At 73.5% G+C, this 20422-nt stretch carries 24 protein-coding genes and 1 pseudogene; 17 read left to right on the top strand and 8 right to left on the bottom strand.

The window, feature by feature from the left end:
* The 3 genes from R7226_RS03310 to R7226_RS03300 are packed head-to-tail and all read left to right on the top strand — an operon-like array spanning position 1 to position 1553.
* Complete coding sequence (locus R7226_RS03310; RefSeq protein WP_318595607.1) at positions 1-870, top strand: 5'-3' exonuclease; 870 nt, start codon at positions 1-3, stop codon at positions 868-870.
* A 59-nt stretch (positions 871-929) separates the two neighbouring features.
* The gene (locus R7226_RS03305; protein WP_318595606.1) at positions 930-1409 is read left to right on the top strand and encodes a hypothetical protein; all 480 of its coding nucleotides are present in this window, start codon (positions 930-932) and stop codon (positions 1407-1409) included.
* Positions 1410-1418: 9 nt separating this feature from the next.
* Positions 1419-1553 (top strand): hypothetical protein, encoded by a 135-nt coding sequence (locus tag R7226_RS03300; RefSeq protein ID WP_318595605.1) that lies wholly within the window; start codon positions 1419-1421, stop codon positions 1551-1553.
* A 12-nt stretch (positions 1554-1565) separates the two neighbouring features.
* On the opposite strand, the gene ychF is transcribed toward R7226_RS03300, so the two are convergent.
* The 7 genes from ychF to R7226_RS03265 form a co-directional block, all read right to left on the bottom strand.
* The gene (ychF, locus tag R7226_RS03295) at positions 1566-2645 is read right to left on the bottom strand and encodes a redox-regulated ATPase YchF (RefSeq protein ID WP_318595604.1); all 1080 of its coding nucleotides are present in this window, start codon (positions 2643-2645) and stop codon (positions 1566-1568) included.
* Positions 2642-3145, bottom strand: a complete 504-nt coding sequence (locus R7226_RS03290) for a phosphatase PAP2 family protein (protein ID WP_318595603.1) — start codon at positions 3143-3145, stop codon at positions 2642-2644. The genes ychF and R7226_RS03290 overlap by 4 nt, the downstream gene beginning before the upstream one ends.
* Positions 3146-3176: 31 nt before the next feature.
* Positions 3177-3398 carry a hypothetical protein gene (locus R7226_RS03285; protein ID WP_318595602.1) on the bottom strand — a complete coding sequence of 74 codons (222 nt, stop codon included), beginning with the start codon at positions 3396-3398 and terminating at the stop codon, positions 3177-3179.
* Complete coding sequence (gene mce, locus R7226_RS03280; protein WP_318595601.1) at positions 3398-3808, bottom strand: methylmalonyl-CoA epimerase; 411 nt, start codon at positions 3806-3808, stop codon at positions 3398-3400. The genes R7226_RS03285 and mce overlap by 1 nt, the downstream gene beginning before the upstream one ends.
* An 80-nt stretch (positions 3809-3888) precedes the next feature.
* On the bottom strand, positions 3889-4977 hold the full coding sequence (locus R7226_RS03275) for a nicotinate phosphoribosyltransferase (protein WP_318595600.1): 1089 nt from the start codon (positions 4975-4977) through the stop codon (positions 3889-3891).
* Positions 4977-6281 carry a M20/M25/M40 family metallo-hydrolase gene (locus R7226_RS03270; protein WP_318595599.1) on the bottom strand — a complete coding sequence of 435 codons (1305 nt, stop codon included), beginning with the start codon at positions 6279-6281 and terminating at the stop codon, positions 4977-4979. Before R7226_RS03270 ends, R7226_RS03275 begins: the two co-directional genes overlap by 1 nt.
* 11 nt (positions 6282-6292) lie before the next feature.
* Positions 6293-7138: a serine hydrolase gene (locus R7226_RS03265; RefSeq protein ID WP_318595598.1), complete on the bottom strand. Its 846-nt coding sequence runs from the start codon at positions 7136-7138 to the stop codon at positions 6293-6295.
* A gap of 73 nt (positions 7139-7211) precedes the next feature.
* Between R7226_RS03265 and R7226_RS03260 the strand changes: the two genes are divergently transcribed.
* Positions 7212-8495 carry a replication-associated recombination protein A gene (locus tag R7226_RS03260; protein WP_318595597.1) on the top strand — a complete coding sequence of 428 codons (1284 nt, stop codon included), beginning with the start codon at positions 7212-7214 and terminating at the stop codon, positions 8493-8495.
* On the opposite strand, the gene R7226_RS03255 is transcribed toward R7226_RS03260, so the two are convergent.
* Complete coding sequence (locus R7226_RS03255) at positions 8492-9304, bottom strand: oxygenase MpaB family protein (protein WP_318595596.1); 813 nt, start codon at positions 9302-9304, stop codon at positions 8492-8494. The two genes, R7226_RS03260 and R7226_RS03255, sit on opposite strands and share 4 nt — an antisense overlap.
* Positions 9305-9359: 55 nt before the next feature.
* Between R7226_RS03255 and R7226_RS03250 the strand changes: the two genes are divergently transcribed.
* The 13 genes and pseudogenes from R7226_RS03250 to R7226_RS03190 all read left to right on the top strand — a co-directional run bounded on the left by R7226_RS03250 (position 9360) and on the right by R7226_RS03190 (position 20371).
* The gene (locus R7226_RS03250; RefSeq protein ID WP_318595643.1) at positions 9360-10286 is read left to right on the top strand and encodes an aminoglycoside phosphotransferase family protein; all 927 of its coding nucleotides are present in this window, start codon (positions 9360-9362) and stop codon (positions 10284-10286) included.
* Positions 10287-10352: 66 nt separating this feature from the next.
* Positions 10353-11090, top strand: a complete 738-nt coding sequence (locus R7226_RS03245; RefSeq protein ID WP_318595595.1) for a precorrin-2 dehydrogenase/sirohydrochlorin ferrochelatase family protein — start codon at positions 10353-10355, stop codon at positions 11088-11090.
* A gap of 48 nt (positions 11091-11138) precedes the next feature.
* Positions 11139-12284 carry a sigma-70 family RNA polymerase sigma factor gene (locus R7226_RS03240; RefSeq protein WP_318595594.1) on the top strand — a complete coding sequence of 382 codons (1146 nt, stop codon included), beginning with the start codon at positions 11139-11141 and terminating at the stop codon, positions 12282-12284.
* A 126-nt stretch (positions 12285-12410) separates the two neighbouring features.
* Positions 12411-12890 carry a cyclic pyranopterin monophosphate synthase MoaC gene (gene moaC / locus R7226_RS03235; protein ID WP_318595593.1) on the top strand — a complete coding sequence of 160 codons (480 nt, stop codon included), beginning with the start codon at positions 12411-12413 and terminating at the stop codon, positions 12888-12890.
* 43 nt (positions 12891-12933) lie between these two features.
* The gene (locus R7226_RS03230) at positions 12934-13419 is read left to right on the top strand and encodes a MogA/MoaB family molybdenum cofactor biosynthesis protein (protein ID WP_318595592.1); all 486 of its coding nucleotides are present in this window, start codon (positions 12934-12936) and stop codon (positions 13417-13419) included.
* A 52-nt stretch (positions 13420-13471) separates the two neighbouring features.
* Positions 13472-14083: pseudogene (locus tag R7226_RS03225) on the top strand (ATP-binding cassette domain-containing protein); the annotation flags it as partial.
* A 77-nt stretch (positions 14084-14160) separates the two neighbouring features.
* Complete coding sequence (locus R7226_RS03220) at positions 14161-14832, top strand: heme exporter protein CcmB (protein WP_318595590.1); 672 nt, start codon at positions 14161-14163, stop codon at positions 14830-14832.
* A gap of 4 nt (positions 14833-14836) precedes the next feature.
* Positions 14837-15580 (top strand): cytochrome c biogenesis protein, encoded by a 744-nt coding sequence (locus R7226_RS03215; protein WP_318595589.1) that lies wholly within the window; start codon positions 14837-14839, stop codon positions 15578-15580.
* Positions 15577-15837 (top strand): hypothetical protein, encoded by a 261-nt coding sequence (locus tag R7226_RS03210; protein WP_318595588.1) that lies wholly within the window; start codon positions 15577-15579, stop codon positions 15835-15837. Before R7226_RS03215 ends, R7226_RS03210 begins: the two co-directional genes overlap by 4 nt.
* Positions 15834-17174 carry a glutamyl-tRNA reductase gene (gene hemA, locus R7226_RS03205; protein ID WP_318595587.1) on the top strand — a complete coding sequence of 447 codons (1341 nt, stop codon included), beginning with the start codon at positions 15834-15836 and terminating at the stop codon, positions 17172-17174. The genes R7226_RS03210 and hemA overlap by 4 nt, the downstream gene beginning before the upstream one ends.
* A complete protein-coding gene (gene hemC, locus R7226_RS03200; protein WP_318595586.1) occupies positions 17174-18109 on the top strand; it encodes a hydroxymethylbilane synthase in 936 nt (311 codons plus the stop codon). Before hemA ends, hemC begins: the two co-directional genes overlap by 1 nt.
* Before the next feature lie 14 nt (positions 18110-18123).
* The gene (gene cobA, locus R7226_RS03195; protein WP_318595585.1) at positions 18124-19611 is read left to right on the top strand and encodes a uroporphyrinogen-III C-methyltransferase; all 1488 of its coding nucleotides are present in this window, start codon (positions 18124-18126) and stop codon (positions 19609-19611) included.
* A gap of 22 nt (positions 19612-19633) precedes the next feature.
* Complete coding sequence (locus R7226_RS03190) at positions 19634-20371, top strand: biotin--[acetyl-CoA-carboxylase] ligase (RefSeq protein ID WP_318595584.1); 738 nt, start codon at positions 19634-19636, stop codon at positions 20369-20371.
* Positions 20372-20422: the final 51 nt, after the last annotated feature.

The raw sequence follows: 20422 nt of genomic DNA, 5'->3' as shown, positions 1-20422 counted from the left end.
ATGCCCGCCCCGCTGCTCGCCGTCGACGCCCCGTCGCTGCTCTACCGCGCCTGGTTCGCGCTGCCGGACAAGATCACGGGGGTCGACGGGATGCCCGTCAACGCGCTGCTCGGCGCGACCAACGCGATCCTGCGGATCGTCGCCGACCGCCGGCCGCGCGCGGTCGTGATCTGCAACGGCGCGGAGGCGGCGAGATATCGCGTCGAGCGCTACGGCGGGTACCACGCCGACCGGCCCCCGGTCCCCGACGGGCTGGCGGCGCAGTTCGCGCGCGCCGGCGAGCTGTTCGAGGGCTTCGGCTGGACGCTCGCCGGGACCGACGAGCTGGAGGCCGACGACCTGCTGCACTCGTTCGCGCTGAGCGAGGTCGAGGCCGGCGGCGAGGCGCTGCTGATGACCGGCGACCGCGACATGTTCCAGTGCGCGACCGATGCCGTCACGGTCCTCTACCTGAAGACCGGCGTGAGAGGGTTCGAGCCGATGACGCCGGCCGCCGTGGAACAGCGCTACGGGATCCCGCCGGCGCTCGTGCCCGACTTCATCGCGCTGCGCGGCGACCCGTCCGACGGCCTTCCGGGCGCGAGAGGGATCGGCGAGAAGGGCGCGGCCGACCTGCTGCGCCGCCACGGCTCGCTGGAGGCGGCGCTGGCCGATCCCGACGGCGAGAGACCGCGCGTCGCCAGAGCGCTGCGCGAGCAGGCCGGCGAGCTGCGCGACTACCTCGCGATCGCCACGCTGCAGCGCGTCGAGGTCCCCCGCCCGGCCGATCGGCCGCTCGACCTCGCCGGCGGCGCCGACGCCGCCGAGGCGCTCGGGATGAACAGACTCGCCAGACGCCTGCGCGACGCCGGCGACCCGTCGCGGCTCTGACGCAGAATCGTCACGTTCCGCGTCCCACGTGACGCGATTCGCTCCCTAGCGTTTCCGGGGTGCCAGCGCCGAGCGCCGACGAGCTGATCTACGACGAAGCCCAGCGGGCGATCGGGCGGCAGCAGGCAGCCGCATCAGAGATGCGCAGTGGCGCGAGCCTCTTGATCGCAACAGCCGCGATCGCGATCTCGCTGTTGGACGAGCGGGCCTTCGAGGGCTCCTCCGCGCTGTTCGCCTGGTGCGCCATCACGGCGTTCCTCCTGGTGACCGCCAGCGCGCTTGCGGTGATCTGGCCGCCCGGTCGAGTGCCGAACGGCCTCAGCATCGATGTCTTGGTCAGATCGCTGACGATCGCGGCGCTGCCACCAGGCCAGTCCGCTGAGCGCGATCTGTGGTTGCACTTCATCAGAGGTCTGGCGTTGCACCAGAAGCTGCTGTCACAACGCACGATGGTCGTTTCGCGGTCATTTCGACTCGGCGCGATCGGCCTGCTCATCCAACTCGCCGCGACCGTTGCGAGCCGAATCTTCACGACCTAAGGTGCCTGCATGTTCAAGAAGCGCGACGACATCGACTGGCCGCCCGAGGCTGACGAGATACCGCTGCTCGACATCTACGGTGAGCCGGTGACGCCAGAGCGGATGACGTTCCGGCAGTACATCCGCTGGTTCTTCTTCGGGTGAGCGCGCGCCCCGCTACGGCGTGAACTTGACGGTGATCACGTCGCCGTCCTGCATCACGTAGTCGCGCCCCTCGACTCTGAGCGTGCCCTTCTCTCTCGCGGCGGCGTAGCCGCCGGCGTCGAGCAGCGCTCTCCAGCCGATCACCTCGGCGCGCACGAAGCCCTTCTGGATGTCGCCGTGGATCTCCCCGGCGGCGTGCCAGGCGGTGAGGCCTCTGCGCAGGTGCCACGACTGGGCGCGGACGCCGCTGCCGACGGTGAAGAAGGCGTTCAGGTTGAGCAGCTCGAAGGCGCCGCGGACGATCCGCTGGAGGCCGGACTCGGCGATCCCCAGCTCGTCGCGCATCACCTGCGCCTCCTCGTCGTCGAGCTCGGACAGCTCGGCTTCGATGCGGGAGGAGATCGCGACCGCCTTCGCGCCGTGCGCCTCGGCGTGGGCGAGGATCGCGGCCGGCACCTCGTCGGTGCCCTCGTCGACGTTGGCGACGAACAGGACCGGCTTCGCCGTCAGCGGCTGCAGCTCCTTGATCGCGTTCGGCGCGTCCTCGGGCGCGGGCACGGTGCGGGCCGGTCTGCCGGCGTGGAGCGCCTCGATCAGCGCTCTCAGCCACGCCTCCTCGGCGATCGCGACCTTGTCGCCGCCGCGCGCGGCGCGCACGACGCGGCCGTGGCGGCGCTCGGCCTGCTCGAGGTCGGCGAAGATCAGCTCGGTCTCGATCGTGTCGATGTCGGAGAGCGGGTCGACGCGGCCCTCGGGGTGGATCACGTTGTCGTCGTTGTGAGCGCGCACGACGTGGACGATCGCGTCGGTCTCGCGGATGTTCGCGAGGAACTGGTTGCCGAGGCCCTCGCCCTCGTGGGCGCCTCTGACGAGCCCGGCGATGTCGTGGAAGTCGATCGAGTCGTGGACGATCTCGGAGGAGCCGAGCATCTCCGCGAGCGCGTCGATCCGCTCGTCCTGCACCGGCACCACCGCGACGTTCGGCTCGATCGTCGTGAACGGGTAGTTGGCGGCCTCCGCGCCCGCGCGCGTGAGCGCGTTGAAGAGCGATGACTTGCCCGCGTTCGGCATGCCGACGATCCCGACCTTCATGTGCGTGCTCCCTTGCCGATCGCCGTGCCGAGCGCGGCGCCTATGACGATGTCCGACGGCCAGTGCACGCCGAGGTAGAGCCGCGAGCCCGCCATCGCGAACGCCGCCGCCTTCAGCGGCCCGGCCGGCAGCAGCCCGGCGTACGCTTGCGCCGCCGCGAACGACGACGTCGCGTGCGCGCTCGGAAAGCTCAGCTGCGTCGGCGTCTGCATCAGCTGCGGCAGGTCCGCCAACTGCGGCCGCGGACGGCGGACGGCGAACTTGATCGTCTGATTGGCGACGTAGGCGACGCCGACACCGGCGACCGCCCGGACCCACTCCGCTCGTCGCGGCCGGTCCAGCGCCGCGCCGGCGACGCCAAGCGCCAGCCAGCCGGCCGCGTACTGCCCCAGCTGCGAATAGCCCCGCACCGCCCGCTCCAGCGCCGGCGTGTGGCCGAGCGTGCGCGTCAGGCGCAGACCGGCGAGGTCGAGCGCCTGCAGCGAAGCGGGGAACGTCACCATCGTCGTCGGGGCTCCGGCCGGACGGGGCTCAGCCGAGCCCGAAGCCGACGCGCTGCTCGTGCGCGTCGGTGCGCACGTACTCGACCTTGCCGAGGTCGAGGAAGATCGAGCCGTCGTCGGTCTTCAGGTCGTACCAGCCGGTCTGACCGTTGCCGAGCGCGCCGATCAGCTCGGTGACCTGGTCGGGCGTGGCGCGCACGGGCAGCGTCTGCCCGCGGAAGCCGATCGTGATCTTCTGCTCGCCTGCCATCAGTGTCCCTCCGCGGGTTGGACGATCTCGGTCAGCACGCCGCCGGTCGCGGCCGGGTGCACGAAGGCGACCTTGGAGCCGCGGATGCCGATGCGGGGAGTCTCGTCGATCAGGCGCAGGCCGGAGGCCTTCAGCGACGCGAGCGTCGCCTCGATGTCCTCCACCTGGTAGGCGACGTGGTGGATCCCCGGGCCCTTCTTCGCGAGGTACTTGCCGACCGGCGTGTCCGGGCCGAGCGGCTTCAGCAGCTCGACGTGACCTTCGCCGACGTCGAGCAGGATCGCCTCGACCCCCTGCTCCGTGACCGTCTCACGATGGACGACGGGCATTCTGAGCGCGCCCTCATAGAGCGCGAGCGCGGCGTCGAGGTCCTCGACGGCGACGCCGATGTGATCGATGCGGCCGAGCATGCGCGCCGGAGCATAGCGAGCGCCGTCGCGCGCCGAGCCCGACGCGCGCGCCCGCGCCGCGGCACGACGCCGCGCCGCCCCTACTCGACGCGCGCCAGCCGCGGGTTGGGCCGCTCGCGCCGCCCCGCCTTCGCGCACGGCGCGCCGTCGACGCGCACGACGTCGGCGGTGTAGTCGTTCTGGCCGCGGATCAGCGACGAGCCGACGCCGTAGGCGTCGACCGGCACGCCGTCGGCCTCGAAGGCGCGGATCCGCTCAGCGTCGAACCCGCCGGAGGCGACGATCCGCACGTGGCCGAAGCCGCCCGCGTCGAGCGCGCCGCGGACCTTCTCGACCAGTCGCGGATTGACTCCCGCGGGCTTGAAGTCGCCCAGCTCGTGCCACAGCGAGCGGTCGACCATCTGCTCGCCGGTGTCCAGCCGCACGCCCCAGAGGCGGTCGCCGAGCGCCTCCGCGACCGCCAGCGCGGTCGTGACCGAGTCGTTGTCCCAGTCGACCAGCACGGTCACGTTGACGTCGGGATCGAAGCGGTCGGCGAACTTGGTGGCCGCCAGCACGGTGTCGCCGCCGTACGCGGCGATCAGGCCGTGCGGGACGGTGCCGATCCCGCGACCGCCCCACCACGACGCCTGCGCCTCGGTCGAGACGCCGATCGCGCCGGCGACGTGCGCCGCCCAGCCGTCGCCGGTCTGCACCAGCCAGTGGTCGTGACGGGCGGGGAAGAACAGCACCTGCTTGCCGCCCGCGGCCTCGACGACCTCGCGCACGTTGCGCATCACCAGCGAGCGGCGCGCGAGCGTGCCGAGGTAGACCGTCTCGAGGTGGGCGAACAGCGTGTAGTCGCCGGCGATCGTCAGCACCGCCTCGCGCGGAGCGATCGCGTCGCCCTCGTGGAGGGCGTGGACCTCCAGCTCCTCCCAGCCCGGCAGCCACCTGCCGTCGGCGGCGCGGCGACCGGCGCACAGCTTCAGGATCGCGATCGCCTCATCGATCCCGCCGAGCAGCGAGTCGCGTTTCTGGAAGACCTGCAGCAGCACGCGCGGGTGACGGTCGTCGTCTTCGAGCAGCTGCTTCGTCGAGACGAAGTAGGCGTCGGAGTACCAGCCGTCGCGAATCCGCTCGACCGGCAGGCGGAACGTGTCGGGATCGAGCCGCTGTCGCTGCGCCACTATCTGAGCAGTTCCCGCGCGACGTCCTTGTAGAACGTCGCCGCGAAACCGAGATCGCGCACGTCGATCCGCTCGTTGGCGCTGTGCACGAGCGGCGCGGTCTCGAAGCGCGTCTGGTGCTGCTGCGGGAAGAAGCCGTAGGCGACGCAGTCGGGGAAGGCGGCGCGGAAGTGGCGCGAGTCGGTGAAGCCCGGCAGGATCAACGGGACGGTCGAGGCGGCCGGGTCCTGCGAGGAGATCCAGCCGTTGATCGCCTCGCGCAGCCGCGAGCCGACCGGCGAGCCGTTGCCGCTGATCCGCGAGTCGAACTCGAGCCGGTAGCCCTCCTCGGGGCCGAGCACCTCGGCGAGCGCGCGGCGGACCGACTCCTCGCCGAGCCCGGGCGGCACGCGGCAGTCGACGCTCAGCCGCGCGCGGCTGGGGATCACGTTGATCTTCTCGGAGGCCGAGACCTTCGTCGGCGTGAAGGTGACGCCGAACATCGGCTCGAACATCGGGATCAGGCGCGGGTCGGCGGCGGCCATGCGCGCCACGGCGGCCTGCGGGTCGGCGGGGTTCTCGCCGAGGCCGCGGAGGAAGGCGGCGGGCGCCTCGGTCAGCTCGTAGGAGGGCTGACGTGTCGCGAAGGCCTCCAGCAGCGGCGCCAGCTTCAGCAGCGCGTTGTCACCCATCTTCGGCTGCGAGGCGTGGCCGGCGACGCCGTCGGTCGTGAGCGTGAAGCGGAAGACGCCCTTCTCGGCGGTGCAGACGCCGTAGCGGCGTCTGCCGCGGTATTCGAAGACCTCGCCGCCGCCCTCGTTGAGGAGGTAGTCGCAGCGGACCTTGTCGGGGTGGTTCTGCGTCAGCCACTGCGCGCCGAGCGCGCCGCCGGTCTCCTCGTCGACGACCGAGACGACGAGCAGGTCGCCCTTCGCCGGCCGCCAGCCCTCGCGCGCGAGCGAGACGGCGGCGGCGACCTCGGCCGCCACCTGCGACTTCATGTCGAGCGCGCCGCGACCCCACAGGTAGCCGTCGGCGAGCGCCCCCGACCACGGGTCGTGCTCCCACTCGTCGGGGTTCGCGAGGACGGTGTCGACGTGGCCGAGCAGGCAGAGCGTCGGGCCCTCCGCTTCGCCGCGCAGCCGCGCGACGAGGTTCGGCCGCTCCTCCACCGCGCCGAGCAGCTCGACCTCGAAGCCGGCCGCGGTCAGGTGCGCGGCGAGGTACTCCTGGCAGGCGCGCTCGTTGCCGGGCGGGTTGACGGTGTCGAACTGGACGAGCCGCTGCAGCAGCTCGGTCGTCTCCTGCTGAAGGTCTGCGGGCATCGCGGGGGACTCTACGGCTTCACGGCGAGCCCGCGCAGGAGCCGCGCGAAGACGCCCTCCAGCGTCCTGGTCGCGTACTCGTGGCTGGGGCTGCCGCTCGTCAGCACGGCGACCGCGACGCTCTGCCGGCCGCGTCGCAGCAACGCGACCTGGTGCTCGACGGCGCCGCTGCCGCTGCCCCAGCCGCCCTTGAAGTACAGCGCCCAGCCGCGCGGCCGCACCTGCCCGATCCCCCAGCGCTGCGCCGGCACGACGCGCGCCAGCAGCCGCATCGCGTAGGCGCGGTGGCGTCGGACGACGCGGCGGTCGATCGCGCTGAAGAAGCGCGTCTGGTCGTCGGCGTCGATGCGGCTGCGGCCCCAGATGATCGGGTCGAGCACGAACCGCCGCATGCCGGCGCGATGGGCGACCGAGGCGACACCGCCGCTGCCGACGATCCCCAGCACGCGCGTCGCACTGCCGTTGTCCGACCAGCGGATCATCGGCTCCAGCAGCGCGCGGTCGCCGGCGTGCAGCGGACGGCCGCGAACCGGCGGATGGTCGAGGTAGGCGACCAGCAGCATCGCCTTCAGCACGCTCGCGGAGCCGACGCCGTCGCGCGCGTGGTGGCCCCACGCTCTGCCGTGCGCGCGCACTGAGATGCGCACGTCGCCGCTGCGGCCGCGCGCCCACGCGACGGCGGCGTGCAGCGGCGGTCTCCACGCCGCGGCACGCTGCTCGGCGAGCGCACGCCGTTCGGCGGCAGCGCGCCGCTCCGCGGCGGTCCGCTGCTCGTCGGCCGCGCTCGCGAGCGCCGGTGCGCACAGCAGCGCGAGCGCGAGCGCCGCCAGCACGGCGCGGCTGACGAGACGTGGCATCGCGGCAGTCTCCCGCGCGACCAGGACGGCGCGCACCGGACGGCATCGCCGGCGTGCGCCAGACTGCATCCCCATGAGCAGCCTCTTCGAGCCGCCCGAGCCCGACGCCGCGACGGTCCGCGCGAACGCGCCGCTGGCCGCGCGGATGCGGCCGCGGACGCTCGACGAGTACGTCGGCCAGGGTCACCTGCTGCACGACGGCTCGCCGCTGCGGACGGCGATCGAGTCGGGCCGGCCGCACTCGATGATCCTGCACGGCCCACCGGGGACCGGCAAGACGACGCTGGCGCGGATCGTCGCCGACAGCGCCGACGCCGTCTTCGAGGAGCTGAGCGCCGTGCAGGCCGGCAGACCGGAGGTGCGGGCGGTGATGGAGCGGGCGCAGCAGCGCCGCCGGCTCGACAGACGGACGGTCTTCTTCCTCGACGAGATCCACCGCTTCAACAAGGCGCAGCAGGACGCGCTGCTGCCGGCCGTCGAGGAGGGGCTCGTGACGCTGATCGGCGCGACGACCGAGAACCCCTCCTACGAGGTCAACGGCGCGCTGCTGTCACGGGCGCGCGTCTACGAGCTGAGAGAGCTCAGCGACGACGACGTGCGCACGCTGCTGCTGCGCGCGATCGAGCGCAGAGAGCTGGGGCTGGTGACGGTCGAGGACGAGGCGGTCGAACTCCTCACGGCCCGCGCCGCCGGCGACGCCCGCACGGCGCTCGGGGCGCTGGAGCTGGCCGCGACGACCGCGCCGGAGAGCGTCGTCACCGTCGCCCACGCCGAGGACGCGCTGCAGGGCCGGATCCTCCACTACGACCGTGCCGGCGACAACCACTACGACACGATCTCGGCCTGGATCAAGTCGACGCGCGGCTCGGACCCCGACGCCTCGCTCTACTACCTCGCGGTGATGCTGGAGGGCGGCGAGGACCCGCGCTTCATCGCACGCCGGATGGTGATCCTCGCCAGCGAGGACGTCGGCAACGCCGATCCGCAGGCGCTCCAGGTCGCGACCTCGACGGCCGCCGCGGTCGAGCTCGTCGGGCTGCCGGAGGGCGCCCACGCGCTCGCGCAGTGCGCGGTCTACCTGGCGCTGGCGCCGAAGTCGAACGCGGCCTACAAGGCGCTCGGCCGGGCGCGCGAGTACGTGCGCGACAAGGGCGCGGCGCGGCCGCCGGTGCCGCTGCGCTCGGGCGGCCGCGGCAAGGGCTACGACTACCCGCACGACCGGCCCGGCCACGTCTCGCCGCAGGAGCTGCTGCCGGAGTCGGTCGCCGGTCAGCGCTTCTGGCAGCCGAGCGCGACCGAGAGAGCGCTCGGCGAGCGCCACGAGCGGATCCGCAAGGCGCGGGGCAAGCAGCCCTAGGCGGTCTGCGGCAGGCGCGGGTTGGCGTACCGCAGCCGGCCCGGCAGCAGCGGCACGAGCACGCGGCGGGCGTACTCCTGGCCGCCGCGCAGCGCCAGCCCGCGCGCCGGGTCCCAGCGGAAGCCGTAGAGGCGGCGGATCTGCTTCGGCAGCAGGCCGACGGTGGCGAAGTTCGCGTACTCCAGCAGCGGCCGCACGTGCAGCGGCACCGGCGGCCGCATCACGATGTCGATCGCGGTCGCGCGCGCCGCGGGGCCGACGTGCAGGTCGCCGCCGTCGAGCATCCCGCGCATGTACTGGTCGAAGCCCTCGATCGTCTGCGGCATGTCGCGCTCGCGCAGCCCGAAGAGGCGGCCGAAAACGCGGTAGTCGCGCCAGTAGGCATCGCGTTCGTCACGCGTCAGGCGGCGCACGTAGCGCTCGTGGACGGTGATGCCGGAGTCGACCAGCGTCGCGAGGATCCACAGCAGCAGCGCCGGGTCGTCGGCCGCGTACGGCGTGCCGGCCGGGAAGCGGCCGGCCGGCTCGCTCAGCTCGCCCCTGATCCCGCCGTGCACTCTGCGCACGATCGCCGTCACCCGTTCGGCCTCGGCGCGCGGCCCGAAGACGACGAGGTTGACCGCCATCGCGGTGCGGTGGAGCCGCTCGTACGGCTCGTCCATCGCGCCCGTGTGGGCGAAGAAGCCGGCGAACGCGACCGGGTGCGCGGCCTGCATCAGCAGCGCGCGCGGTCCGGCCAGCGCGACGACCTGCTCGCGGTGGATCCGCCGGATCGTCGCGTCGTCGTCGTAGACCCCCTCGGCGCTCATCTCTCTCAGAGTACGAATGCGCGACGGCGATGGATGGAATGCTGACACCGTGAGCATGGACGCAAGCGAGCAGATCGAACGGCGGCTGTCGGAGCTGCGCATCCGCTGGGGCGGCTTCTGGCCCGACGACGACCTCTCGGCGATCGCCGCCGACGTGCGCCGCCGGATCGGCAGAGCCCGCGACGGATGGGCGCTGAGCGAGCTGGAGCCGCTGCCCGACGGCCACGTCGCCTTCGCGGCGCGGACCGAGCGCGACGGCGAGGCGGTCGTCCTGAAGGTCAACCCGCGCGAGCACCCCGACGCGCGCGATCTGCTCGCCGAAGGTCAGGCGCTGCGCTTCTGGGAGCCGACCGGCGCCGCCGCGCGACTGCTCGACGAGCGCGACGACGGCTTCACGCTGCTGCTGGAGGAGCTGCGTCCCGGCACGCCGCTCGACGCCGCCGGGCTGTCGTGGGAGGAGCGGCTGACGACGATCGGCCGCCTCGTCGCGCGCCTGCACCGCGCCGGCACGCCGCCGGCCGCGCTGCCCCGCCTCGGCGCCGGCTACGCCGACGGCTGGCGCAGCGCGCTGGCCGACGACAGACCGGCGCTCGCCGAGCTGGAGCTGCTGCTGCGCCCCGACGCCGACGACCTGCTGCTGCACGCCGACCTCCACGGCGGCAACGCGCTGCGCGCCGGCGACGAGTGGCGGGCGATCGACCCGCACGCCCTCCGCGGCGACCGCCATGCCGACGTCTGGGCACTGATCGATCCGCTCGCGCCGGCGCTGCCCGACGCGCCGCGCGCCGCGGCGGAGGAGGCGCGGCGCTGGCTCGAGCTGTACGCGGCCGCCGCCGAGCTGGAGCCGGAGCGGGCGGCCGCATGGACGTGCCTGCGGGCGCGTGCCGAGGCGCTCGCGATCGACCGCGACGGCTTCACCGCCTCCGACGAGGACCGCGCCTGGGCGACGCGGCTGCACCGGATCGCGAACGCGCTCGCCTGACCGGCGCGGAGGGTGCCGCGCTCGTCTGACGCGGTGCCGCTGCGCAAGCCGGGTACCCTGGTTCCAATGCCAGCACAGGCCTATACGGGCAAGGAATGCGTCTGCCAGTACCGCAAGGGAATCTGCGACCAGACCTGCGTCCGCGACATGCTCGACACGCCGTTCTACATCGCGTGTCTGAAGCTCAGAGGACGCCGCAGCCTCGTCGTCGGCGGCGGTGACATCGGCCTCGAGAAGGTCGAGGGGCTGCTCGCCTGCGACGGCGACGTGACGGTCGTCGCGCCCGACCTGCAGCCCGAGCTGCAGCGGCTCGCCGACGAGGGCTCGATCAACTGGATCGCCCGCCGCTACGAGCCCGCCGACCTGGAAGGGACGTTCATGGTGATCGCCGCCACGAACGACTCCGAGGTCAACATCGGCGTCTACGACGACGCCGAGAAGCGCGCGATGCTCGTCAACGTCGTCGACGTGCCGCCGCTGTGCAACTTCATCCTGCCCGCGATCGTGCGGACCGGTCCGCTCGCGATCGCGATCTCGACCGCGGGCGCCTCGCCGGCGCTGGCGAAGCGGATGAAGCACGAGATCTCGCAGCTGTTCGGCGAGGACTACGCGCGCCTGGCGGTGATCCTCAACGACGCCCGCGGCTGGGCGAAGTCGACGCTGCCGACCTACCAGGAGCGCAAGGACTTCTTCGAGTCGATCGTCAACGGCACGCCCGACCCGATCGAGCTGATCCGCGCCGGCGACGAGCAGGCCGTGCTCGACATCGTCGCGGCCGCGCAGCGGACCCACACGCCGGCGTAGGCGGGGCGGTGTCCGCTTTCGCGCGCGGACTCCGTCTCAACAGGTGACATGGATCTCGACCTCCTCATCGCCACCCACCGCCGCCCGATCGAGCGTCACCTGCGCCGCTACGTCGGCGACGCAGGCCTCGCCGAGGATCTCGCCCAGGAGGTCTTCCTGCGGGCCTGGCTGCACGTGCCCCGCGACATCTCGGAGGAGCGCCAGCGCGCCTGGCTCTTCCGCGTCGCCCGCAACGCCGCGATCGACGCGCTGCGCGCGCGCCGCCCGCACGACGACACCGCGCTGCTCGACGGCCTCGGCGCCGCAGCCGCGGCGCCGGCCGAGGACCACGACGAGCGGCTCGCGATCGAAGCCGCGCTGGCGCAACTGCCGGCGCGCGAGCGGGCGCTCGTGACGCTGCAGTTCGCCGGCTTCGGCCCGACCGACGCCGCGCGGTTGCTGCAGACGACGCCGGAGGCCGCGCGCAAGCGGCTGACGCGGGCGCGCGAGCGCTTCCGCGTCGCCTACGCCGGGCTGCGGCCGGCCGGAGAGCCGCCGCTGGTGCTGCTCGTCGCGCGCGACGACAACCCGGAGATCTACGAGGGCTGGCTCGGCGCCGGCGACGTGCGCGTGCGCCGCGTCGCGCCCGAGGACGCCTCGCGCCAGCTCGCGACCGCCCACGCGCTCGTGCTGACCGGCGACACGCACGACGTCCACCCGGCGATCTACGGGCAGCCGATCCGCGCCGCGCGCAACCCGCGCATCGAGGCCGACCGCACCGATGTCGCGATCGTGCGCGAGGCGCTCGCGACGCGGATGCCGGTGCTCGGGATCTGCCGCGGCCACCAGCTGATCAACGTCGCCCGCGGCGGCTCGCTGCACCAGGACCTCAGCGAGATCGGCCACGGCGACGGCGAGGAGCACAGTGAGGGCACGCACGCGATCGGCTCGCGTCGCGAGACGCTGTCGCGGCGGATGCTCGGCGCGCACGCCGCCGTCCCGACGCTCCACCACCAGGCGGTCGACCGCCTCGGCCGCGGGCTGACGGTCGCTTCGACCTCCCGCGACGGCCTGATCGAGGCGATCGAGGATCCGCGGCTGCCGTTCGCCGTCGGCGTGCAGTGGCACGCCGAGCTGCCGGAGGCGAGCGAGGCCGGCCGGCTGCTGCGCGACGGGCTGGTAGAAGCCGCGCACAAGCACGCCCTGGCCGCCTGAGGAAACCGCCTCGCGGCGCCGGACACGACCCGCCGAGCCTCAAAGGCCTCCGGCTTGATCGGCCCGGCCGGCCCGCGCCCGGCATCCACGATCCGGCTCCCTCCGGCGGCCAGGTAGCCTGAGCTGATGGCCGAGCTGACCCATCTCGACGACGAGGGCCGCGCGCGGATGGTCGACGTCGGCGCCAAGGCCGTCACCGACCGGCGCGCGGTCGCCCGCGCGACCGTGCGGATGGCGCCGACGACCGCCGCCGCCGTGCGCGACGGGAACGCCCCGAAGGGCGACGTGATCGCGGTCGCGCGGATCGCCGGGATCCAGGCGGCCAAGCGCACCTCCGAGCTGATCCCGCTCTGCCACGGGCTGCCGCTGTCGTTCGTCGACGTGGTCGCCGAGGTCGACGTCGAGGCGGGCATCGTGACGCTCACGACCGACGCCCGCACGAGCGCCCAGACGGGCGTCGAGATGGAGGCGCTGACAGCCGCGTCGGTCGCCGCGCTGACCGTCTACGACATGGTCAAGGGGATCGAGAAGGGCGTCGAGATCGCCGAGGTCGTGCTGCTGGAGAAGTCCGGCGGCCGGTCGGGCACGTGGCGGCGCGGCGGCTGACCGCGACGATGCGGCCGGCGGCGACGCTCTAGGCTGCGCGGCGATGCAAACGGCGATCCTGACGATCTCGACGACGCTCGCGCGCGGCGAGGGCGAAGACCTCTCCGGCGCCGAGCTGGAGCGGCTGGCTCGGGAGGCCGGCTGCGAGGTGGTCGCGCGCGACCGCGTCACCGACGATCGCTCGGCGATCGCGTCGATGTTGCGCGGCTACGCAAGCGAGCGGCTGCCGCTCGTCTTCACGACCGGCGGCACCGGCCTGACGCCCGACGACCACACGCCCGAGGCGACGCGCGACGTGATCGAGCGCGAGGCGCCCGGCTTCGCGGAGGCGCTGCGCGCCGAGTCGCTCAGATTCACTCCCTTCGCGATGGCCTCGCGCGGCGTCTCTGGGATCGCCGGCCGCACGCTGATCGTCAACCTGCCCGGCAGCCCGAAGGCGATCGCGCAGCTCTTCCCCGTCCTCGCGCCGACGCTCGCCCACGTCGTCGCGCAGCTGAATCGCAGCGGTGGACGCGGCGCCGGCCATTGAGCTGCGCGGCGTCGGGCGCCGCTATGGCGAGCGCTGGGCGCTGCGCGACACGTCGGTGACGGTCGCGTCCGGCGCGACGCTCGTCGTCTTCGGCCCCAACGGCGCCGGCAAGTCGACGCTGCTGCGGGTGCTCGCGACGCTGCTGCGGCCGCACGCCGGCGACGTGACCGTGCTCGGCGAGTCGCTGCCGAGAAGAGATTGGGCGGTACGCGGCAGAATCGGCCTGCTGGCGCACGACGCGCTGCTCTACCGCGACCTCAGCGCGCGCGAGAACCTGCGCTTCCACGCGCGCCTGCACCGCCTCGGCGAGGAGCGCGTCGAGCAGCTGCTGGAGCGCACGCGGCTGACCGGCCGCGCCGACGATCCGGTGCGCACGCTCTCGCGCGGCCTCCTGCAACGCGTCGCCGTCTGCCGCGCGATCCTGCACGACCCGCCGCTGCTGCTGCTCGACGAGCCGCGCGCCAACCTCGACCCGGCCGCGACCGAGCTGATCGAGCCGCTGATCGGGCGCGAGAGCGGCCGCACACGCGTGATCACCAGCCACGACCCGGCCGGCGGCCTCGCCGAGGCCGACCTCGCGCTGGGCCTGCGCGACGGCAGACCGGCGCTGCTGGCACCGGCCGCCGAGGTCGACGTCGTCGCGGTGGAGGCCTTGTATCGATGACGGGCGATCGCTCGGCCGGAGGCCTCGAATCGCCTTCGAGAACTCGCCAGGGGGCTCGTTCTCGCGCGTCTCGCCCGATGCGCCCCACGATGGTGCTGCTGCGCAAGGATCTGCTGCTGGAGCGGCGGGCGCCGGAGTCGGTTCCGGCGATGATGCTGTTCTCGATCGTCACCTTCGTGCTGTTCCACTTCGGCCTCGGCAGAGACGAGGTCGACGGCTCGCTGGCGGCAGGTGTGCTGCTCGTGACGATCCTCTTCGCCGCGATCCTCGGGATCAACCGGCTGTTCATCTCCGAGCATGCCGAAGGCGGCTTCGACGGCGTGCTGATGGCGCCGATCGACCGCACCGCGCTCTTCCTCGCGAAGGCGACCGCGCTCTTCCTCTTCCTCACGCTCGTCGAGCTGGTCGCGGTCCCGGCCTTCGCGATCCTGCTGCTCGGCCCCTCGCCGTGGGGCGCGCTGCCGGGCCTGCTCGTCACGCTCGCGCTGCTCAACGCGGCGCTGTCGCTGGTCGGCGCGCTCGTCTCCGCGCTTGCGATCCAGACCCGCTCGCGCGACCTGATCGTGCCGATCGTCGGGCTGCCGCTGCTGGTCCCGGCGCTGATCGGCGCGGCGCGCGCCTGCGCGCCATTGCTGGCCGACGGGGGCGCCTCCTGGCCGGCGGCGAAGTGGCTGTTGATGCTCGGCCTCTATGATCTCGTCTTCGGGCTTCTCGCCTACGCCGTGTTCGATTTCCTCCTGGAGGACTGACCGCATGTACGGGAAAGGGCTGCGAACGCTCACGTTCGCGACCCTCATCGCACTCTCCGCAACGTTCGCCCTCGTCGTCTTCTGGGCGCCGAACGATGCGGATCAGGGCTTCATCCAGAAGATCTTCTACGTCCACGTCCCCGTCGCCATCGTCACGCTCATCGCGTACGTGGTGGCCGGCGTGTTCGCGGTCAAGCACCTGCGCTCCGACGACCGCAGATGGGATCTGCGCTCGTACGTGGTGATCCACATCGCGCTGATCTTCAACATCGTCGGGCTGCTGACCGGCGCGATCTGGGCGAAGGCCTCGTGGGGCCACTGGTGGGTCTGGGACGAGCCGACGCTCGTCTCGTTCCTGATCGTGTTCCTGCTGTACGCGACCTACCAGCCGCTGCGCTTCTCGATCGAGGACCCGGAGAAGCAGGCGCGCTACGCGTCGGTCTTCGCGATCATCGCCGGCGCCTTCGTGCCGCTCAACTTCATGGCCGTGCGGATGGCGACCAGCCTCGTCCACCCGCGCACCTTCGCGACCGCCGAGGGCGGCCTCCCCGGCGAGATGATGTTCGTCTTCCTCGTCTCGATCGTCGCGATGAGCCTGCTGTTCTGGCTGATCGTCAAGTACGAGATCACCCAGAAGAACGTCACCTGGCAGCTGCGCGCGCTCAGACGCCGCCTGCTCGGCGACGACGCCGTCGCACCCCTCGGCCGCTCCGCCGCGCCGACGATCGCCCCGGAGAGAGCCACATGAACCCCCTCGCCCTGCTCGCCGCCGCCCCCGCGGTGCCGTACGACAAGGCCGGCCGCTACGTCGCGGCCGCCTTCATCGTCCTGTTCGCCTGCGTGCTGATCTACGTCGCGATCATGGCGACGAAGCTGCAGCGGCTGGAGCGCGAGCTGACCGACATCAACCGCGCGCTCGACGAGCGCGACCGCGCGCGGGCCGAGGCGCCCGACCCGGTCGGCCCGGCGGTGGGAGCCGCGACGACGCAGGAGACCGCTTCGTGAGCGAAGTGCTCGCGATCGGCGTCTCGCACAAGACCGCGCCCGTCGCGGTCCGCGAGCGGCTCGCGCTGACGCCCGGGAGGGTCAGCGAGTTCCTGCGCGACGTGCACGCCGTCGGCGACGTGCAGGAGGCGGTCGCGATCTCGACCTGCAACCGCACCGAGGTCTACGTCGTCGCCGGCGACCCGGTCGACGCCGAGTCGGCCGTGCTGAGCATGCTCGCGCGCAAGGCCGGCATCCGCCCGACCGAGCTGGCCGGCTCGATCTACTCGCTGCGCAACTGCGACGCCGCCCGCCACCTCTACCGCGTCACCAGCGGGCTGGAGTCGATGATCGTCGGCGAAGCCGAGGTCCAGGGCCAGGTCAAGCGCTCCTACGACGACGCGCTCAGCTCGCACTCGACCGGCCCGCTGACCAACCACCTCTTCCGCTCCGCGCTGGCGACCGGCAAGCGCGTTCGCAGCGAGACGAAGATCGGCGAGCGCCAGATGAGCGTCTCGTCGGTCGCCGCCGCGCTCGCGAGCGAGCAGCTCGACCAGGTCGAGCACGGGCAGGTGCTGCTCGTCGGCGCCGGTGAGACGAGCGAGCTGGCCGCCCGCGCGCTCGCCGCCCACGGCGTCGAGGCGATCTTCGTCGCCAACCGCGGCCGCGAGCGCGCGATCAGCCTCGCGCAGCGGTTCGGCGGCCAGGCGACCAGCTTCGACGCGCTGCCGGCCGAGCTGGAGCGCGCCGACGCCGTCATCTGCACGACCTCCTCGCCCCACGCGCTGCTCGGCGCCGACGAGATCGCGGCCGTGATGGAGCGCCGCGGCGGCCGTCCGCTGCTGATCCTCGACCTCGCCGTCCCGCGCGACGTCGAGCCCGAGGTGCGCGACGTGCCGGGCGTCTCGCTCTACAACGTCGACGACCTCAGCGCTGTCGTGCGCCGCAACAGATCGGTCCGCCAGGTCGAGGCGCAGCACGCCGAGGGGATCGTCGAAGAGGAGATCCAGCGCTTCGCCGAGTGGCTCGGCCAGCTCGAGGTGCTGCCGACCGTCGGCGCGCTGCGCGCCCGCGGCCAGGAGATCGCGCGGCAGATCGTGCGCGAGAACGCCGGCCGCTGGGAGACGGCGTCGGAGAAGGACCTGGAGCGTGTCGAGGCGCTCGCGCAGGCGGTCGTCAACCGCATCCTGCACGAGCCGACGCTGCGCATGAAGGGCATGGCGGACGACCGCATCCACCTTCGCATGCAGGTGATCCGCGACCTCTTCGGGCTCGAGGAGGAGCAGGACGAGCCGGCGGCCGAGCGGCCGCTCGCCGAGGTGCGTGCGCTGCGCCCGGGCCGGCGCGCGCAGAGCTGATGCGCGTCGGCACGCGCGGCAGCGCGCTGGCGCTCGTGCAGGCCCGCCACGTCGCGACGCTGCTCGGCGGCGAGCGCGCCGGTGTCGAGGTCGTGCCGATCACGACCAGCGGCGACCGCGGCGCGCTGCTGGGCGACAAGTCGCGCTGGGTCAAGGAGCTGGAGGCCGCGTTGCTGGCCAGGGAGATCGACCTCGCCGTCCACTCCGCCAAGGACGTGCCGGCGGAGCTGCCCGACGGGCTGGTGCTGGCCGGTGTTCCGGCGCGCAAGGACGCGCGCGACGCGCTCTGCGGCGCCCCGTCGCTGGCAGCCTTGGCGCCGGGCGCCGTCGTCGGCACGAGCAGCCTGCGGCGCGCCGCCGAGCTGCGCGCGCTGCGGCCCGACCTCGACGTCGTCGCGCTGCGCGGCAACGTCGACACGCGTCTGCGCAAGCTCGCCGACGGCGACGCCGCCGCGATCGTGCTGGCGGTCGCGGGGCTGGAGCGGCTCGGCCGCGCCGACGCGATCGACGCGCTGCTCGATGAACTGATCCCCGCCCCCGGCCAGGGCGCCCTGGCGCTGGAGACGCGCGCCGACGACAACGCCGCGCGCGAAGCCGCGGCGGCGATCGGCGACCGTGACGCGACCGCCTGCCTGGCAGCCGAGCGAGCGCTTGTCCGCAAGCTTGGCGCGACCTGCCACACGCCGCTCGGCGCGCACGCGACGCGTGGCGCCGACGGCGGCATGACGCTGCGCTCGTTCATCGGCCTGCCGGACGGCTCGCAGTGGCTGCGGGACGAGCTGAGCGCCGCGGCGGGTATCGATCCCGAGGTCTTCGGGACCGCCGCCGGCACGCGCCTGGAGGCGGCCGGCGCACGCGAGCTGCTGGCCGCCGCCGAGGCGCTCGCCGCCGGCTCCCCACCACCGGCATCGACACCTGAAGGGGTCAGACTTTGAGTCAGCCAGGGCGCGTGTACCTCGTGGGCGCTGGTCCCGGCGACCCCGGCCTGCTGACCGCGCGGGCGCTGGAGCTGATCGCGCGCGCCGACACGATCCTCTACGACCGCCTGATCCCCGTCACGTCGCTCGACGGCGCCCGCGCTGACGCCGAGCTGGTCTACGTCGGCAAGGAGGGCCGCGGCCCGTCAATGCCGCAGGAGCAGATCGACCGCCTGCTGGTCGAGCACGGCGGCGCCGGCAAGCAGGTCGTGCGGCTGAAGGGCGGCGACCCGTTCGTCTTCGGGCGCGGCGGCGAGGAGGCGCTGGTCCTGCGCGCCGCCGGGATCCCGTTCGAGGTCGTCCCCGGCGTCACCTCGGGCGTCGCCGCGCCGGCCTACGGCGGCATCCCCGTCACCCACCGCGACCGCGCCAGCGCCGTCGCGCTGATCACCGGCCACGAGGATCCCGCCAAGCCCGAGTCGGCGATCGACTGGCCGGCGCTCGCCGCCTTCCCCGGCACGCTCGTCTTCTACATGGGCGTCAAGCAGCTGCCGCGGATCGCCGAGCAGCTGATCGGCGGCGGCCGCGCCGCCGACGAGCCGGCCGCCGTGATCGAGCGCGGGACGCTGCCCGGCCAGCGGACGGTCGTCGCGACGCTCTCGACGATCGCCGACGAGGCGGCCGAGGCCGCGATCAGACCGCCGTCGATCACCGTCGTCGGCCCGGTCGCGGGGCTGCGCGACGAGGGGCTGCGCTGGTTCGAGGAGCGGCCGCTGGCCGGCCGCACCGTCGCGGTCACGCGCGCGCGGGCGCAGGCGAGCGGCCTCGCCGCACAGCTGCGTGAGCTGGGCGCCGAGGCGCTCGAGACGCCGGCGATCCGGATCGTCCCGGTCGACTCCGGTCTCGCGCTCGACCCGTCCGGCTACGACCTCGTCTGCCTGACCTCGCCCAACGGCGTCAGACACCTGTTCGAGCGACTCGCCGCCGGCGGCCGCGACGCACGGGCGCTGGCGGAGGCGACGGTCGCCGCGATCGGCCCCGGCACCGCCCGCGCGCTGCGCGCCCACGGCGTGATCGCCGACGTCGTGCCGGAGAGATTCGTCGCCGAGTCGCTGATCGAGGCCCTCGCCGAGGTCCCGGTCAGACGGGCGCTGATCGCCCGCGCGCGGGTCGCGCGCGACGTGCTGCCCGACGCGCTGCGGGCGCGCGGCGCCGAGGTCGACATCGTCGACCTCTACGAGACGGTCGCCGAGCGGCTCGATGGCGACGCTCGCGCCGCGGCCGGCAGCGCCGACTACGTCACCTTCACCTCCTCCTCGACGGTCCGCTTCTTCCTCGACGCGCTCGGCGGCGCCGACGCGATCGGCCCCGCGACGCGCTTGGTCTCGATCGGCCCGGTGACGAGCGCGACGCTGCGCGAGCTGGGCCTGGAGCCGCACGTCGAGGCGAGCGAGCACGACGTCGACGGCCTCGTCGCGGCGCTGCTGGCCGACGCCGCGGCGCAGGCGGCCGCGAGATGAGCCCCACGACGCAAGCAACCGTGTGAGCGCGCGCGACGCCGTGTACACCGGTACTCATCCGCTCGGCCTGCCGCGGCTGCACCACCGCACGATCGGTTCGACCAACGCGCGCGCACAGGCGCTGGCGGCTGCCGGCGCGCCGCACGGCACTCTCGTGACGAGCGCCGAGCAGACGGCCGGCCGTGGCCGGCAGGGACGGGCGTGGGCGACGCCGGCCGGCACGGCGCTGGCGGCGTCGATCGTGCTGCGCGACCCGCCGCCGCTGCTGACGCTCGCCGCCGCGCTCGCGGTCGCCGAGGTCGCGGCCGCGCTCGACGCGGCCGGGCGCGAGCCGGCGATCAAGTGGCCCAACGACGTGCTGCTCGACGGCCGCAAGGTCTCGGGGATCCTCGCCGAGGGGCGACTTCAGGACGGCTGGGCGGTGCTGGGGATCGGCATCAACGTCGCGATCGACCAGGCCGACTTCCCGCCCGAGCTGGCGGCGCGCGCGACGACGCTCGGGCGCCGGCCGGACGAGGTCGAACGGGCGCTCGAGCTGCTGCTGGCGGCGCTCGAACGGTGGCTCGACGCCGACAGCGCGACGCTGCTCGACGCCTACCGCGGACGCGACGCGCTCGCCGGCCGCGTCGTCAGCTGGGATGGCGGCAGCGGCACGGCCGCCGGGATCGCCGACGACGGCCGCCTGCGCGTGCGCGGCGACGACGGCGCCGAGCACCTGCTCGACGCCGGCGAAGTGCACATCGGCGCGCTGCCGGGCTGAGCGCCGGGCGGCGCCCTTCGGCGCATGGGCGCGACGCGATGCCGCGCCGCG

Source organism: Conexibacter stalactiti, from assembly GCF_033542075.1.
GTDB classification, from domain to species: domain Bacteria; phylum Actinomycetota; class Thermoleophilia; order Solirubrobacterales; family Solirubrobacteraceae; genus Conexibacter; species Conexibacter stalactiti.
The sequence above is the reverse complement of the archived record's forward strand: the minus strand, read 5'-3'. Positions and strand labels throughout refer to the sequence as shown.